This window comes from Rhodovulum sp. YNF3179, assembly GCF_050586465.1.
Lineage (GTDB): Bacteria > Pseudomonadota > Alphaproteobacteria > Rhodobacterales > Rhodobacteraceae > CAJXYS01.
On record NZ_JBOCEG010000006.1, the window covers coordinates 54697 to 70179 of the forward strand.

The following is a 15483-nucleotide window of genomic DNA, read 5'->3' on the forward strand; positions in this document are numbered from 1 at the left end:
AGCAGAGTGAGCAGTCTGAGCAGTCTGAGCAGAGTGAGCAGTCTGAGCAGTCTGAGCAGAGTGAGCAGTCTGAGCAGTCTGAGCAGAGTGAGCAGTCTGAGCAGAGTGAGCAGTCTGAGCAGAGTGAGCAGTCTGAGCAGAGTGAGCAGAGTGAGCAGAGTGAGCAGTCTGAGCAGTCTGAGCAGAGCTAGTAGTCTGAGCAGATCCAGTAAAAACACGTTTGAACCAGATGCCTCATTCATAAAAAAGGGCTGAATGAGAGACTTCTGAAAGAGTGAGGTGCTGCGGGCGAAAATTTATTTCGCCCGCTCAATTTTTTTAAAATAAAAACTACAATACTTTATTTCAAATCGGATGGACGTCTACAAGCGCGCTCGTCATTTATAAGTTTGACTTTTTGCTTGGTTGGGGCAGGTGCGTGAGAGGGTAAACGCATGAAAAATAACGAAAAAAAAGCCGAGGAGTATAACCAGAAAGGAATAGAGTATAAAAAAATTGGCAAACTTCCAGACGCAATAAAATCCTACAGGCGTGCGATTGCGCTGAATCCAAAGTCGTCAGCCGCCCGGTTTAATCTCGCAATTTCGCTAAATGCTTTAGGAAAGCTCGATGCAGCCATTTCATCTTATAAGGCGGCCATAAAGCTAAATCCAAGTAACGCTGCCGCACACAGCAACATCGGGAATGTTTTCCATGCTCAGGGTAAAATAGACGATGCGATCAGTTCCTACCGGCGTGCATATAAAATAGACTCGAGTAATGCGAGTTATTTGAATAACCTAGGAAATTCCCTTGTTTTGCAGGGCAACCTTGATGAAGCGATTCTTATATACTATAAAATTATACACGTTGACGGCATAGACTACCCAAGAACGGAAAAGTTTAATGCTGTTCGCTCAATATTAAAGATGCCATATGGCGCATTGAGAAAAGAAATTATTTTCGAAATTGATAGCTTCTTGAAAAGTTTTTCATGGCACGATATACCAGAATCGCAAAGACTATTTTCATTAGCAAATTTGCGTGTTCATAAAGGGGAATTCGAGTCTGCTTCGAAGTTATTTATTGCGGCAAACGAAGCTCGATTAAAAGATATACCAAGGGTGTACTTTGCGCAGCAAGAAAAGAAATGGAAGTCAAGCTATTTTCGTGCTCTAAATCAGACGGTGAGATCTGGAGATTTTGATGTCAAAGCTCCCAAGTTCCTAATTATATTGGGTCCTTCTAGGTCTGGTAAGACAACTATTGAGCGTTTGATATCAACGTCTAAATTCGTTTTGCCCAGATATGAGGCTGTGAACTTTCAAGTTTTAAGATCGGTTCAGAAACAATTAGATAAGGGTAGGGAAATCCCAGACGCACAAAAGAACTCTTTGGCCAAGGATTTATTCTATCTAAGGGGTGTGAGGCATTTGGATGAAAAATATTTGGTCACCAGCACTAATCCACACTTGATTCATTACATAAGTGCGCTTGGTGCAATATTAGGCCATCTTAAAATAATTCTTGTCGAACGGGACGTTACTGAGCTTAGTGTAGACATGTACACATCTGAGTATTCCAAGGGAAATCGTTATTCCTACAGCTTCAAGGAAATAAAAAAATATATTAAAAACTACGAAGCGGTTGCGCATGTTATTTCCAGAAACATGCCTAAGGAATTTTTAAGGCTTTCTGCCAAGGGTGATGATTTAGCCTTTAATGAGAAGCTTGAACTTGTAGCATCTTTCCTAGACCTACCGATGCTTTGTCCTAATGAGCATGGGAAAAGCTATCGATCCTCACGCACTTACTATTATTCCATAATGAGTGAGGCTTTTTCCTCTGCGAAGTAAGGTATTTATAGTGATTATGGAATTTTGAAAATTTGAACTGGTTACAGTTCTTTAAAATTTAATCCTAATGCCTCTTCTTCCAAATCTCTTTTTGGGTTTTTACTAGTCCTAATTGACCCGCCCCGCATTTAGCTGTCCTAAACCGTATCAGGGCCGGGGATAGGAGTTCCAAGAAATGTTCCCACGCTATAAATTTCAGCAATTGAGAGGTATCACCCCCGCTCCCCGATCAGCCCCCCCGCAAAAATAGCGTCCCAGCGGTCGAGCCGCTCGGGGTTCTGCATGCGCAGGAAGGTGTAGCGGGTTTTCTCCCAGGGCACGATCCGGTCGGTCAGATTGTCGAGCACCAGGTCGCCGCGCGCGGTGCGCAGGATCAGGATCGCGTGGTTGTTCAGGTCGCGATCCAGCACCGTCGCCATCAGCAGCCTGTCGGACGGGATGCCGGCCTCGGCCAGCGTTTTCTTCTTCAGCAGCACGAAATCCTCGCAGTCGCCGCCGCGCGTGGTCGGCAGGGTCCAGAATTCCGCCCGGCGGTACTGGCGTTCGTCCGAAACCGGCCGGACGCTGCGATTGATCTTGCGGTTGAGCGTCTTGGCCAGCCGCAGAATGGACGCCTCGTCGAGCGCCTTGCCGGCGCTGCGCTCGCAGGCCCAGCCGTATTTCTGGCAGATGCCGCGGGCGCCCGCGGGGGCGGCGGCGGGGTACTTGGGCGTGATGAAGGCGCCGCTCGCCGTTGCGGTGCCAGGGGCGGCGCAGAGCGCCACCGCCATCAGTGCGGCGCCAAGCAGACCGGCCGCGCCGCGGGCGCCACGGCGGATGCGCGGATGCGTTTGACCGTTTTCGAATGGCGTTTTCATCGTTCAGACCCCCAGGTCAGGCAGCATGTGATGCTGGTAACGTGACCCAGAACCTTGCGGTCATGACGTCGGGTCTGTGGTGATTTTGTGGCCGCGCGTGGCGAACTGTGTCCGGTCTTGCGGCCAATCTCCCTTGTTCGGGGTGTTTGTTGACCGCCTGTTTGCCCCGCCGCCCAAACGCGATAGCTTGCGTCCAGGGCAAGAACGCGAGGCGGCATGGACTCCATCATTTCGGTCCGGGACCTGGCCAAGGTCTACGATAACGGCTTCGCGGCGCTCTCGGGCGCGCGCCTCGAGATCGAAGAGGGCGAGATCCTCGCGCTGCTCGGCCCGAACGGGGCCGGGAAGACGACGCTGATCTCGATCATCTGCGGTCTGGTCACGCCCACGGACGGGCAGGTGACGGTCGGCGGCCATGACGTGGTGCAGGACTGGCGCCGCGCGCGGTCGCTGATCGGGCTGGTGCCGCAGGAGGTGGCGCTCGAGCCCTTCGAGAAGGTCATCAACACGGTCCGCTTCTCGCGCGGGCTCTTCGGGCGGCCGGCCGATCCGGCCCGGATCGAGCAGGTGCTGCGCCAGCTCTCGCTCTGGGAAAAGCGCAACGAGAAGATCATGTCGCTCTCGGGCGGCATGAAGCGGCGGGTGCTGATCGCCAAGGCGCTGGCCCACGACCCGCAGATCCTGTTCCTCGACGAGCCGACCGCCGGCGTGGACGTGGAGTTGCGCAAGGAAATGTGGGAGGTCGTGCGCGGCCTGCAGGATGCGGGCGTGACGATCCTGCTGACCACCCACTACATCGAGGAAGCCGAGGCGATGGCCGACCGCGTCGCGGTCATCAATGGCGGCCGTATCCTGCTGGTCGAGGAAAAGGCGGCGCTGATGCGCCGGATGGGCAAGCGCCAGATGCGGATCGAGCTGGGCACGCCGGTCGACCGCCTGCCGGAGAGCCTCGCGGCCTACGGGCTCGAACGCGCCGATGATGGCGCGGCGCTGGTCTATACCTACGACACCGCCGCGGATCGCACGGGGATCACGCGGTTGCTGAACGACATTCAGGCGGCGGGGCTGGTGCTGCACGACGTGCAGACCCGGCAAAGCTCGCTCGAGGAAATCTTCGTCGACCTGGTGAAGGAGGCGTCATGAACTGGCCGGCAATCCTGGCCATCTACCGCTACGAGATGGCCCGCACCTACCGCACCCTCGCGCAGAGCGTGATCTCGCCGGTGATCTCGACCTCGCTCTATTTCGTGGTGTTCGGCGCGGCGATCGGGTCGCGGATCGACTCGGTCGAGGGCGTGGCCTACGGCGCCTTCATCGTGCCGGGGCTCATCATGCTGACGGTGATCACCCAGGGCATTTCAAACGCCTCCTTCGCGATTTATTTCCCGAAATTCATCGGCACCATCTACGAGCTGCTCTCCGCGCCGGTCTCCTTCCTCGAGATCGTGATCGGCTATGTCGGGGCGGCGGCGACCAAGTCGCTGCTGATCGGGCTGATCATCCTCGGGACGGCCACCTTCTTCGTGGAGGTGCAGATCCTGCACCCGGTCGCGATGCTTGTCTTCCTGGTGCTGACCTGCGTGTCGTTCAGCCTGTTCGGCTTCATCATCGGGATATGGGCGCAGAATTTCGAGCAGCTCCAGCTCGTGCCGCTGCTGATCATCACGCCGCTGGTCTTCCTGGGCGGCAGTTTCTACTCGATCTCGATGCTGCCGCCGTTCTGGCAGACGGTGACGCTCTTCAACCCCGTGGTCTACCTGATCTCTGGTTTCCGGTGGAGCTTCTACGGCACGGCGGATGTCGGCATCGGGCTCAGCCTTGCCATGATCGCGCTGTTCCTCGGCCTCTGCCTCGGCGCGACCTGGTGGATTTTCCGCACGGGCTGGCGGATCAAGAGCTAGTGTCGAGCCAGATCGTGACCGGCCCGTCATTGGTCAGGCTCACCGCCATGTCCGCGCCGAAGCGCCCGGTTTCGACCGCGATGCCGTGCCCGCGGAGGCGGTCGGCGAAATCCAGGTAGAGCCGCGCGCCGTCCTCGGGGGCGGCGGCGGCCGAGAAGCCGGGGCGATTGCCGCGCCGGGTGTCGGCCGCAAGCGTGAACTGGCTGACCACGAGTGCGCTGCCGCCGATATCGGTGATGGAGCGGTTCATGCGGCCCTCGTCGTCCTTGAACACGCGCAGCCTGGCGATCTTGGCGGCGAGCTTCTCGGCCTCGGCCGCGGTGTCGCCCTGCATGGCGCAGACGAGGATCAGCAGCCCCGTACCGCAACGTCCGATCACCGCGCCGTCCACGGCGACCTGCGCCGTGCTCACCCGCTGGATCAATGCCCGCATCGCCGTCTCCTTCGCCTGCCCAGGTGCATTTCCCTTATCGAAGGCGGGGCCGGGCGGCAATGCGCGTGGCGCTTGACGCAGGTCAAGGTGAACCGGCCGCCGGTCCCTAGAGTCGACGGGGATCGAAACCGAGACAATGGAGGTTTGTGATGGTTGAACAGCGTCATACCAGCGGCTTCTGGCCGTCGCTTTACGAACCCTTCCGCCAGGCCGGCGCGCGGATCGCCGACTGGATCGCGCCCGCCAGCGAGGCCTCGGCCGAGGCGGATGCCTACCGTATCGCCGTCGAATTGCCGGGCGTCGAGGCCGAGGATATCGCGCTTTCGGTCGACGAGGGGGTGCTGTCGCTTTCCGGCGAGAAACGCAGTTCGCGCGAGGAGAAGGGCGACACCTGGTATTTCTCGGAACGCCAGTACGGATCGTTCAGCCGCAGCTTCCGGCTGCCGGCCGATGCCGATGGCGACAAGGTCGAGGCCGACCTGAAGGACGGCGTGCTGACGATCCGCGTGCCCAAGCGCAAGGCGCCGTCCGAGGCGGCGAAGAAAGTCTCGATCAAGCGCGGCTGAGCCGGCACAGGGCGGGGGCGCGCCGGGGCAGGGGCTGGCCCCGTCAGTCCCGCGGCGGCGGCGGCGGCGGGCCGAAGAGCGCCGCCAGTTCGGCGATCTCTCCGGCCGGCTTCCAGCCCTGCTGCCCGGCGGTCCAGGCCAGCGTCCCCGACCCGATGCGGCCGTCGCGGGCCATCCGCGCCAGCGTCTCGCGGCTGTAGGGGCCGTAGCTTTGGCCGCCCTCGGCGATATGCCATTCCTGCGCGGCGGGCGGCGGCGGGGGCGTCTTGTCCGTGCCGGCGCGGCCGAGGCCCGAGGCCGCGCGCGCGTCGAGCGTGGCCTCCACGGCCGTGGGCAAAGATACCTTTTCGACGTAGAGCTCGGGTATCTCCAGGCCGTACTCGGCCAGCACGGGTGCGATATCGGACGCGACGCGACGCCCCAGATCGCCGGTGCTGGCCGCGATGTCGAACGCGCCGAGGCCCGCGCCGGACAGCGCCGGGCCGAACTGTTGCAGGATGATGTTGCGGATCTGGTCGCTGATCTCGTCGGTCGTGAACTCACCGTCGGTTCCGACGATCTCCGTCAGGAAACGCGCCGGGTCGATCACCCGGATCGCGTAGGTGCCGTAGGCGCGCAGACGCAGGGGGCCGAACTCGGGATCGCGCAGGATCACCGGGCTGCGCGTGCCCCATTTGAGATCGCGGAAGCGCGTGGTGGCGACGAAATAGATCTCGGAGGTGAAGGGCGAGCGGAAGCCGTGATCCCAGTGCTTGAGCCGGGTCAATACCGGCATGGTGTTGGTTTCCAGCCGGTAGAGGCCCGGCGCGAACACGTCGGCGACCTGGCCTTCATGGACGAAGACGGCCGCCTGGCCCGCACGCACCGTCAGCTTGGCGCCGTAGCGGATCGCGTGGCCGGCCCGGTCGAAGCGCCAAACCAGCCTGTCGCGTCTGTCGTCGGTCCAGTGGATGACGTCGATGAACTCGCCGCGGAGAAAATCGAAGATCGGCATCCCGCCGCCCCCTAGCTCTCGCCGCCCGTCAGGTCGGCGACGATCTCGCGCACGACCGCGCGCGCGGCGTCCGGCGTCATGCCGAGCGCGAGCCGTTCGTCATAGAGGATTTCCAGCAAAAGCTCGTCGTGGCGGGTCAAGAGCGCGAACTCCTCGTCATCGTTGAAGATCGAGGGCCGCGCCATCGGGCTGTCATTGGCAAGCCCCATCGCCTGCGCGATCTCCTCGTGGATGCAGGAGAGCCGCAGCAGGTCCGGGTGCTCGGCCTTGATCAGCACGACGGCGGCGGTATAGGCGCTGTTCGCCGCCTGGTTCGACAGGGCGTAGGCCGCGCAGAAGGTGTTGCGCGGGCTGTAGACGATCTCGTTGACGACCGCCGGGCTGACCCGCGGGATCAGCGTCTCGAGCTGCGGGCCGATGGTCTTCTGTTCGTCGCGGTTGAGGAACAGAACGACGAAATTCGCCGTGCCCTCGGTCAGGGTGATCGGGTGCCCGGTCACGCGCGACAGGCGCTGGACGTAGCGCTGGACATCGCGGCGATCCGCGCCGCGCTGGGCCGCGTCGACGGACGGGCCGAAAACGAGGCGCATGCGGATCGGGTCTTCCCAGCGGCGCAGCCGGCTCGGGGTCTGCTGCTGGACGAAGCGCCCGCCGCTGACGACGTATTCGTCGTAGAGCGCGATGCGCTCGAAGTTCTCGACCAGGTTGCGGGCGGTAAACGGCACGTCCGCCCCGCCCATGTCGCGCCGGAGTAGCCCCTGCGCCAGAAGGCGTTGCTGCACCCCCGCGTAATACCGGGCCAGCCGCAGGCTTTCCTCGGACGGTTGCGCCGCGTCCGGGCGGGGTTCGGGGGCGGGCGAGTCCATCGGCGCGATGGGGGCGCAACTGGCCAGGGCGGCCAGCAGGGCGCCGGTCGCGAGAAGCCCGCGAAGCCCCGGGAACACGGACCGATCAGCCATCGGCAGGCCCGTCTCCGTCATCGGTGACGGCCGGCCGCGCGGCGCGGGCGGCGGCGAGGGTGTCGCGCAGCTCGCTTTCCATCTTGGTGAGGTCTTCCTCTGCCGCGGCACGCTTGGCCTTGCCCTCGTCGGCGATGCGCAGGCTTTCCTCGATGGTCTCGATCAGGTCCGTGTTGGCCTTGCGGATCGCGTCGATGTCGAACACGCCGCGTTCCATCTCGCGGCGGATCCGCGCGTTGGCGTCCTTCAGGTTGGCCGCGTTCGCGGTCAGAAGCTCGTTCGTCAGGTCCGATGCCTCGCTGACGGCCTGCGCGGCCTCGGACGAGCGCTGGATCGTCACGGCCTGGGCAAGCTGCGTTTCCCAGAGCGGCACGGTATTGACCATCGTGGAATTGATCTTGGTCACCAGCGACTTGTCGTTTTCCTGCACCAGCCGGATCGAGGGCAGGGACTGCATCGTCACCTGCCGGGTGAGTTTCAGGTCGTGGACGCGGCGTTCGAGATCGTCGCGGGCCGCGCGCAGGTCGCGCAGTTCCTGCGCCTTCATGACCTGCTCGGACTCGGTCGCCGCTTCGACCGCGCGTTCGCGTTCCGGAATTTCGGTCTCGTCGAGGTCCTTCAGCTTTGCCTCGCCCGCGGCGATATAGAGCGCCAGCTCATCGTAGAAATCGAGCGTCTTCTCGTAGAGCTTGTCGAGCGACTTGATGTCCTTGAGAAGCCGGTGCTCGTGCTTCAGCAGGTTGTCGGTGATCCGGTCGATCTGGCCCTGCACCTCTTCGTAGCGGGCCGCGAACTTGGCGGCGGGGGCGACCCGGCCAGTCAGCCATTCCCACCAGGACCGGTTGCGGCGCATGTCCAGTTCGGACACCGAGAAGCCCCGGATCGTCGTGACCATGTCGCGCAGGCTGTCGCCGGCCGGACCCACGTCCTTGTTCCGGACATCGGCCAGCATCTTCTGGCTGATCGCCTGCAACTCGGTCTGGGCGCGACTGCCGAAGGCGATGATCGAATTGGTGTCGCCCATGTCGATCTCGTCCATGCGCGCGGCGACCGCCTCGGTGGCGGGGCGCGCATCGGGCGCGGGTTCGGGCAGGACAAAGGCGTTCAGCTTCTCGACTTCCTCGAGATCGGCCTTCGCCCGGTCACGTGTGCTGTCGGACATAACTCTTTCCCTCTCAATCTGGGTGCACGCCTTCGCGTTCCAGCCGCTCGCGCAGGACCTCGATCTCGACGTCGAGATCGGTGCGGTTGTCCAGCAGCAGCGACCGGTGGCGCGCTTCGAAATTCTTTTCCAGGTCGCTCAGGAGCGCCTCGTAATCTGCCCGCGCCTGCGGGTCCCGTGTCTTGGCATATATATCGGCGAATTTGGTCGTCGCGTCACGTGCGCCGATCAGGTAGACGCCGAGATAGCGGCGGGCCGCCGGCAGGTCGCGGGGATCTTCCTCGACGGTGCGGAACATGTCGCGCGCCACGGCCTGGAAACGCGAGAGCCGCGATTCAAGCCGCCGGTCGCCCAGCTGCCGGATCGCCTTCGTCATCGCGCCGAGATGGGTCTCGGCCTCTTCGACGGCGCGGGCGACGCGCTGGGTGGCGATGGTATCGGCGCCCGCGCCCTTGTCGCGCAGGGGATCGATCCCGAAGGCGAAGAGGTGGAGCACCGCGCCCATCGCGGCGAAGATCACGGCCTCCAGCGGGCCGTAGCCCGCGATCCCGGCCAGGCCGAGCCCCATGCCCATCAGCGCGGCGCCGAAGATCTTGCGGGGCAGGGCCGGGCGGCGGGCGACGCGGCGGGCGTCAAAGGCCTCTTCGGCGCGAAGCCCTTCGCGCGTCATCCAGGCCGCCCCGATGATGAGCCCAAAGGCCAGGAAATACTGGACCATGACGATCGGCTCGGCCCGGAAGCCCTTCCAGATCAGCGGCAGGGGGGCCAGGAACAGCAGGTTGACCCGCATGCCTGCGCGGCTCGGCCGCAGTCCCGCAAGCGGTGACCGGTTCCCGGTCGCCGATCCGCGCGGATCGCCGCCTGGGCTGTATTTGCCGCCGTAGCGCTCGGCCATCTCAGACCCCTGCGGCGTTGAACGCCACGTAGAGGATCAGCGCCAGCAGGAGCGCATAGGCCAGTTTCGGCAAGAAGCTGTTCTCGGCCATGTCGTCTTCCTCTCCGCCTGCGCCACGCCGTGCTATGGCGCGGAGCCCAAGCGCGACCACGGTCACCGCGCCCAGCACGAGGGCGACGAAGACAACTGCAAGGACCAGTCGCGCCATCCCAAGCCCCGTTTCGCGTTACCTGTCCGAGCATAGTGCAGTTGCGGCATAGGGGCCAGCGGCCATGTAGCGCGGCGGACCAGCCTGCGCGATCACTTCTTGCGGCGCCGGGCCGGTGACCTGCCGGGTTTCGCGGCCTGCGCGGGGGGGGCGAGCCCGAGTTGGTCGCGCACCACGCGCGGGCGGACCTCCTCGACCTCGCCCGGTTTCAGCCCTTCGAGCCGGAACGGACCGTAGGACAGGCGCAGCAGGCGGTTCACGGTCAGGCCGATCGCCTCCATGGCGCGGCGAATCTCGCGGTTCTTGCCTTCGCGCAGGCCCACGGTCAGCCAGGCGTTGGCGCCCTGCTGGCGATCGAGCGTGACCGTCATCGGCTGGAAGCGCTCGCCATCGGCGGTGATCCCCTTGCGCAGCGGCTCCAGCATCTGCTCGCTCGGGCTGCCCTTGACGCGCACGCGGTACTTGCGCAGCCAGCCGGTCGCGGGCAGTTCCAGCCGGCGCTTGACCTCGCCGTCATTGGTGAGCAGCAACAGTCCCTCAGAATTGAGGTCCAGCCGCCCGATGCTCATCACGCGGGGCAGTTCCGCGGGCAGCTTGTCGAAAATCGTCGCCCGGCCTTTCTCGTCGCGGGTCGTGGTGACCAGACCTGTCGGCTTGTAATAACGCCAGAGCCGGGGCGGCTCCGGTTCGCCGATCTCCTTGCCGTCCACCGTGATGCGGTCGGCAGGCGTCACGTTCAGCGCGGGGCTGTCGATGCGCTTGCCGTTCACGGTGACGCGGCCGGCCGCGATGATCTCCTCGGCGCCGCGACGCGAGGCCACGCCGGCCCGTGCCAGGACCTTGGCGATGCGCTCGCCTGTCTTTCCGGTTTCGCTCATGCGCCCGCTCTATCGCGGTGCGGCGGGGAACCCAAGCGAAACATCGCTTGCAGCGGCGCGGAGGAGGGGGCATCACGGTTTCATGAGCCCGTTCCGGTCGCATATGGAGGCCGCGCTCGCCGAGGCCCGCGCGGCCGGGGACCGCGGCGAGGTGCCGGTCGGCGCGGTGATCGTCTCGCCCGAGGGGGGGATCGTCGCCCGCGCCGGCAATCGCACGCGCGAGCTGGCCGATCCGACGGCCCATGCCGAGATTCTCGCCATCCGCGCGGCCTGCGCCGCGCTGGGCTCGGAACGGCTGACCGGGCATGATTTGCACGTGACGCTCGAACCCTGCCCGATGTGCGCGGCCGCGATCGGATTTGCCCGGATCGGGCGGCTTTACTACGGCGCATCCGACCCTAAGTCGGGCGGTGTGGCGCAGGGACCGCGGATCTTTGCCCACCCGCAATGTCACCACGCGCCCGAAGTCTATGACGGGATCGCGGCGGCGGAGGCGGAACGGCTGCTGACCTCTTTCTTCGCGGATCTCAGAGACCGGTGACCTGGACGCGCTACATCGACGGTTATTGCGAGCGGCTGGAGCCCGGGCTCTGGGCCGAGCCGGTCAACGCGGTCACCAACCTCGCCTTCCTGGTCGCCGCCGTCGTGGCCTGGACCCGACCCGGCATGGCGTCGCTGCCGCTGGCGCGGGCGCTGGCGGCGGTGCTGTTCCTGATCGGGATCGGGTCGGGGCTGTTCCACACCGTCGCGCAGGCCTGGTCGGCGATGGCGGACGTGCTGCCGATCCTGGGCTTCATCCTGATCTACATCTATGCCGCCAATCGCCATTACCTGGGCCTGCCGGGGTGGCAATCCGGGGTGGGCGTGGTGCTGTTCTTCCCCTACGCCGCCGCCGTCGGCTATGCCATCGGCGCGCTGCTGCCGCCTGCGGTGGCGGGGTCGTCGGCCTATATCTCGGTCTGGCTGCTGATCGCGCTTTACGGTGTCTTCCTGTTGCGCCCGCTGCCCGACGTCGGGCGCGGCCTGCTGATCGGGGCGGTGATCCTTGGCCTGTCGATCACGGCGCGGATCCTCGACGTTCCGCTCTGCGGGGCCTGGCCGCTGGGCACGCATTTCCTCTGGCATATCCTGAACGCGGTGATGCTGGCCTGGATGATCGAGGTCTACCGCCGCCACAGGCTTGCAGAGGGCAGGACCGGGCGCTAAACGGGGCGCGAACCGCAGATCAGGACGAACGCCCCATGTCGATCGACACAGAGACCGCCCGCCGGGTCGCCAAGCTCGCCCGGATCGAGGTCGCAGACGGCGATCTGCCGACCCTCGCCGACGAACTCTCGCGCATTCTAACCTTCATGGAACAGCTCAACGAGGTGGATATCGAGGGCATCGAGCCGATGACATCGGTCACGCCGATGCGCCTGAAGCGCCGCGAGGACGTGGTGACCGACGGCGGCTACCCCGAGAGAGTGCTCTCCAACGCGCCCGATGCGCGCGAGGGCTTTTTCGCGGTGCCCAAGGTGGTGGAGTGAGGCGATGAGCGACCTGACGAAACTGACCATCGCCGAGGCCCGCGACAAGCTGCGCAAACGCGAGGTGACCGCGGTCGAACTGGCCGAGGCCGCCGTCGCGGCCATCGACGGCGCCGACGCGCTGAATGCCTACGCCGCCAAGACGCCCGAGATCGCGATGGAGCGCGCGCAGGCGGCCGATGCCCGCCTGCAAGCGGGCGACGCGCCGGCCATGTGCGGGATCCCGGTCGGCATCAAGGACCTTTTCTGCACCAAGGGCGTGCAGAGCCAGGCGGCCTCGAAGATCCTCGACGGCTTCACGCCCGAATACGAGTCCACCGTGTCCCGGAACCTGCAGGACGCGGGTGCGGTGATGCTGGGCAAGCTCAACATGGACGAGTTCGCCATGGGCTCGTCGAACGAGCACAGCGTCTACGGTCCCGTGGTCAACCCCTGGCGCCGGCAGGGTTCGGACGTCCGGCTCACACCGGGCGGCTCGTCGGGCGGCTCGGCCGCGGCGGTGGCGGCCGATCTCTGCCTCGCGGCGACCGGCACCGATACCGGCGGCTCGATCCGTCAGCCCGCGGCCTTTACCGGCACGGTCGGGCTCAAGCCCACATATGGCCGGTGTTCGCGGTGGGGCATCGTGGCCTTCGCCTCGTCGCTGGACCAGGCCGGCCCGATGACCAAAACGGTGCGCGACGCGGCGATCATGCTGGGCGCGATGGCCGGGCACGATCCGAAGGATTCGACCAGCGCCGATTTTCCGGTCCCGGATTTCGAGGCCGCGCTGACGGGCGATATCCGCGGCAAGACGGTCGGCCTGCCGAAGGAATACCGCCTCGAGGGCATGCCCGAAGAAATCGAGCGGCTCTGGGCCGAGGGCGCCGAGATGCTGCGCGACGCGGGCGCGAAGGTGGTGGACATCTCGCTGCCGCACACGAAATACGCGCTGCCGGCCTACTACGTGATCGCGCCGGCCGAGGCGTCGTCGAACCTCGCGCGCTACGACGGCGTGCGCTACGGCTTCCGCGCCGCGCTCGAGAAGGGCGACGGCATCACCGAGATGTATGAACGCACGCGCGCGCAGGGCTTCGGCCACGAGGTGCAGCGCCGGGTGATGATCGGCACCTACGTGCTGTCTGCGGGGTTCTACGACGCCTATTACAACCGTGCCCGCAAGGTGCGCACGCTGATCAAGCGGGATTTCGACACCGTCTTCGACCAAGGCATCGACGCGATCCTGACGCCGTCGACCCCCTCGGCGGCGTTCGGCCTGGGCGAGGTGTCGGATGACGACCCGGTGCAGATGTATCTCAACGACGTCTTCACCGTGACGGTGAACCTTGCCGGCCTGCCGGGCATCTCTGTGCCGACCGGGCTCGACACGCAGGGGCTGCCGCTGGGTCTGCAACTGATCGGCCGGCCCTGGGGAGAGGACGATCTGCTGAATACTGCCTATGCGCTCGAACGGGCGGCGCAGTTTGTTTCCAAGCCCGGGAAATGGTGGTAAGACCACCCGGTCTGAACGGTTCCCAGCTCGAGGCGGAAAAATGCGGCGGTTCCTTGCGTTAGGCGGTCTTGTGATCCTTGCGGCCTGTGCGCCGCGGGTGCCGGAGTCGGGCTTCTATGGCGCCACCCTGGACGAACGCGCCGCCCGCGACAGCGCGCTCCAGGGAACGGCCTCGACGGTTCCGCCCGCCGGGACCGAAACCGTCGACGGGGGCGGCCCCGAGATCGACGTCAACAACCCCGGCATTTCGGATACCCAGGACTTCGAGGCCGTCAGCGCGCGGCAAACCATCGAATCCGACGCGGAACGGCTGCAGGCCATGCGGCAGCAATATGAATTCGTCGAACCCCAGCCGCTGCCGGAACGCCGGAACCGGGTCAACATCGCCCAGTTCGCGCTGTCGACCACCCATTCCGTGGGCGACGAGGTGTATCGCCGGGGTCCCCTTGCAAACGTGACGGGGGGGCGGCGCTGCGGCCGCTTCAAGACGGCGAACGACGCACAGATGGCGTTCCTCGAGTCCGGCGGCCCGGAACGCGACCGGCTCGGGCTCGACCCGGACGGCGACGGCTTCGCCTGTGACTGGTCGCCGGAAATCTTCCGCCGGATGGCCAACTGAGGCCGCGCGCGGTGCGGATGGCCGCGCATCCCTCGCCCAATCACGGGCCGCGCCGGGGCGGTGCGGTGCCGGACATGGTCGTGATCCACTATACCGCGATGGAAACCGCCGAGGCGGCGCTCGCGCGGCTCTCGGACCCGGCGGCGGAGGTCTCGGCCCACTACTTGGTCGACGCGTCGGGCACGGTTTTCGAATTGGTCCCCGAGGACGCGCGCGCCTGGCATGCCGGGCGCGGCGCCTGGGGCGATGTCCGGGACGTGAATTCCCGCTCCATCGGGATCGAGCTTGCCAATCCGGGTCTGCTGGCGGCGTTGCCGCCCTTTCCCGCGCCGCAGATGACCGCGCTGGAGACCTTGCTGGCGGGGGTGCGCGCGCGCTGGGCGATCCCGCCCGAGCGGGTGATCGGGCATTCCGACATGGCCCCGGACCGCAAGGCAGATCCCGGCCCGAAATTCGACTGGCGCCGCCTGGCGCTCTCGGGGCACGGGATCTGGCCGGGCCGGCGCGACGCGGGTGGGCAGGGCTTTCGAACGCTGGCCGGGCGGGTGGGCTATGTCTTCCCCGAGAGCGCGGACCCCGAGGCCGACGTGCTCGCCGCGTTCCGCCTGCGTTTCCGGCCCCATGCGCGTGGACCGCTGGGCGATGACGACCTCGCCTGCCTCGCCGATCTCGCGGCGCGCTGGCCGGTTCGGCTTGACCGCGCCCCGGCCAATCCCTAAGTGCAAGCGGCGCGGATGGCCGGATGGCCGCGCCCCGGGCGACCGGGGCGAGGAAAGTCCGGACTCCATGGAGCGACGGTGCCGGGTAACGCCCGGCCGGGGAAACCCGAGGGAAAGCGCCACAGAAAACAGGTGGCCCCGGCCTAGGCCGGGGTGACAGTGAAACGGTGGGGTAAGAGCCCACCGCGGGACTGGCAACAGGACCGGCACGGCAAGCCCCACCGGGAGCAATGCCGAATAGGGGTTCCGCGCCCCGGAGCGATCCGGGGCAGGCACGCTTCAGCCCAGGGACCCGGGTTGGCAGCTCGATCCCGGCGGCGACGCCGGGACCAGAGGAATGGTCATCCAGGGCCGTGCCACTGCGCGGCCTGGACAGAATCCGGCTTACAGGCCATCCGCGCATGTTCTATCCGTCATTCCCGTGTCATCCTCGCCT

At 64.9% G+C, this 15483-nt stretch carries 19 protein-coding genes and 1 other RNA gene; 12 read left to right on the forward strand and 8 right to left on the reverse strand.

Features of this window, described 5'->3' with window-relative positions:
* A partial coding sequence (locus ACQ5SP_RS11870) for a hypothetical protein (RefSeq protein WP_430938591.1) occupies window positions 1-191 on the forward strand: 191 nt, incomplete at its 5' end.
* A 243-nt stretch (window positions 192-434) separates the two neighbouring features.
* The gene (locus ACQ5SP_RS11875; RefSeq protein ID WP_430938592.1) at window positions 435-1835 is read left to right on the forward strand and encodes a tetratricopeptide repeat protein; all 1401 of its coding nucleotides are present in this window, start codon (window positions 435-437) and stop codon (window positions 1833-1835) included.
* A gap of 212 nt (window positions 1836-2047) precedes the next feature.
* Here ACQ5SP_RS11875 and ACQ5SP_RS11880 read toward each other — a convergent pair whose 3' ends face one another.
* The gene (locus ACQ5SP_RS11880) at window positions 2048-2692 is read right to left on the reverse strand and encodes a transglutaminase-like cysteine peptidase (RefSeq protein WP_430938593.1); all 645 of its coding nucleotides are present in this window, start codon (window positions 2690-2692) and stop codon (window positions 2048-2050) included.
* A 216-nt stretch (window positions 2693-2908) separates the two neighbouring features.
* Here ACQ5SP_RS11880 and ACQ5SP_RS11885 point away from each other — a divergent pair, with 216 nt between their 5' ends.
* Window positions 2909-3835, forward strand: a complete 927-nt coding sequence (locus ACQ5SP_RS11885; protein ID WP_430938594.1) for an ABC transporter ATP-binding protein — start codon at window positions 2909-2911, stop codon at window positions 3833-3835.
* Entirely contained in the window at window positions 3832-4593 is a 762-nt protein-coding gene (locus ACQ5SP_RS11890; protein WP_430938595.1) for an ABC transporter permease, read from the forward strand. The genes ACQ5SP_RS11885 and ACQ5SP_RS11890 overlap by 4 nt, the downstream gene beginning before the upstream one ends.
* Here the strand turns inward: ACQ5SP_RS11890 and dtd are convergent.
* On the reverse strand, window positions 4583-5026 hold the full coding sequence (dtd, locus tag ACQ5SP_RS11895; protein ID WP_430938596.1) for a D-aminoacyl-tRNA deacylase: 444 nt from the start codon (window positions 5024-5026) through the stop codon (window positions 4583-4585). The two genes, ACQ5SP_RS11890 and dtd, sit on opposite strands and share 11 nt — an antisense overlap.
* A gap of 149 nt (window positions 5027-5175) precedes the next feature.
* Here dtd and ACQ5SP_RS11900 point away from each other — a divergent pair, with 149 nt between their 5' ends.
* Window positions 5176-5592, forward strand: a complete 417-nt coding sequence (locus ACQ5SP_RS11900) for an Hsp20/alpha crystallin family protein (protein WP_430938597.1) — start codon at window positions 5176-5178, stop codon at window positions 5590-5592.
* Window positions 5593-5635: 43 nt separating this feature from the next.
* Here ACQ5SP_RS11900 and ACQ5SP_RS11905 read toward each other — a convergent pair whose 3' ends face one another.
* The 6 genes from ACQ5SP_RS11905 to ACQ5SP_RS11930 all read right to left on the reverse strand — a co-directional run bounded on the left by ACQ5SP_RS11905 (window position 5636) and on the right by ACQ5SP_RS11930 (window position 10688).
* Window positions 5636-6586, reverse strand: coding sequence for an SPFH domain-containing protein (locus ACQ5SP_RS11905; RefSeq protein ID WP_430938598.1), 951 nt, complete (start codon window positions 6584-6586; stop codon window positions 5636-5638).
* Between the two features lie 11 nt (window positions 6587-6597).
* A complete protein-coding gene (locus tag ACQ5SP_RS11910; protein WP_430938599.1) occupies window positions 6598-7545 on the reverse strand; it encodes a DUF2927 domain-containing protein in 948 nt (315 codons plus the stop codon).
* The gene (locus ACQ5SP_RS11915; protein WP_430938600.1) at window positions 7538-8707 is read right to left on the reverse strand and encodes a toxic anion resistance protein; all 1170 of its coding nucleotides are present in this window, start codon (window positions 8705-8707) and stop codon (window positions 7538-7540) included. Before ACQ5SP_RS11915 ends, ACQ5SP_RS11910 begins: the two co-directional genes overlap by 8 nt.
* Window positions 8708-8720: 13 nt before the next feature.
* The gene (locus ACQ5SP_RS11920) at window positions 8721-9602 is read right to left on the reverse strand and encodes a 5-bromo-4-chloroindolyl phosphate hydrolysis family protein (protein WP_430938601.1); all 882 of its coding nucleotides are present in this window, start codon (window positions 9600-9602) and stop codon (window positions 8721-8723) included.
* A 1-nt stretch (window position 9603) separates the two neighbouring features.
* On the reverse strand, window positions 9604-9810 hold the full coding sequence (locus tag ACQ5SP_RS11925; protein ID WP_430938602.1) for a hypothetical protein: 207 nt from the start codon (window positions 9808-9810) through the stop codon (window positions 9604-9606).
* A 92-nt stretch (window positions 9811-9902) separates the two neighbouring features.
* Window positions 9903-10688 carry a pseudouridine synthase gene (locus ACQ5SP_RS11930; protein WP_430938603.1) on the reverse strand — a complete coding sequence of 262 codons (786 nt, stop codon included), beginning with the start codon at window positions 10686-10688 and terminating at the stop codon, window positions 9903-9905.
* A gap of 82 nt (window positions 10689-10770) precedes the next feature.
* Between ACQ5SP_RS11930 and ACQ5SP_RS11935 the strand changes: the two genes are divergently transcribed.
* The 7 genes from ACQ5SP_RS11935 (at window position 10771) to rnpB (ending at window position 15450) form a co-directional block, all read left to right on the forward strand.
* Window positions 10771-11229, forward strand: a complete 459-nt coding sequence (locus tag ACQ5SP_RS11935) for a nucleoside deaminase (protein ID WP_430938604.1) — start codon at window positions 10771-10773, stop codon at window positions 11227-11229.
* Window positions 11226-11894 (forward strand): ceramidase domain-containing protein, encoded by a 669-nt coding sequence (locus tag ACQ5SP_RS11940; protein WP_430938605.1) that lies wholly within the window; start codon window positions 11226-11228, stop codon window positions 11892-11894. The genes ACQ5SP_RS11935 and ACQ5SP_RS11940 overlap by 4 nt, the downstream gene beginning before the upstream one ends.
* A 35-nt stretch (window positions 11895-11929) precedes the next feature.
* Window positions 11930-12217, forward strand: coding sequence for an Asp-tRNA(Asn)/Glu-tRNA(Gln) amidotransferase subunit GatC (gene gatC / locus ACQ5SP_RS11945; RefSeq protein ID WP_430938606.1), 288 nt, complete (start codon window positions 11930-11932; stop codon window positions 12215-12217).
* 4 nt (window positions 12218-12221) lie between these two features.
* Window positions 12222-13709, forward strand: coding sequence for an Asp-tRNA(Asn)/Glu-tRNA(Gln) amidotransferase subunit GatA (gatA, locus tag ACQ5SP_RS11950; RefSeq protein ID WP_430938607.1), 1488 nt, complete (start codon window positions 12222-12224; stop codon window positions 13707-13709).
* A 40-nt stretch (window positions 13710-13749) separates the two neighbouring features.
* Complete coding sequence (locus ACQ5SP_RS11955) at window positions 13750-14328, forward strand: hypothetical protein (protein ID WP_430938608.1); 579 nt, start codon at window positions 13750-13752, stop codon at window positions 14326-14328.
* 17 nt (window positions 14329-14345) lie between these two features.
* Window positions 14346-15047, forward strand: a complete 702-nt coding sequence (locus ACQ5SP_RS11960; RefSeq protein WP_430938609.1) for an N-acetylmuramoyl-L-alanine amidase — start codon at window positions 14346-14348, stop codon at window positions 15045-15047.
* Window positions 15048-15058: 11 nt separating this feature from the next.
* An RNA gene (rnpB, locus tag ACQ5SP_RS11965) (RNase P RNA component class A) lies at window positions 15059-15450 on the forward strand.
* Window positions 15451-15483: the final 33 nt, after the last annotated feature.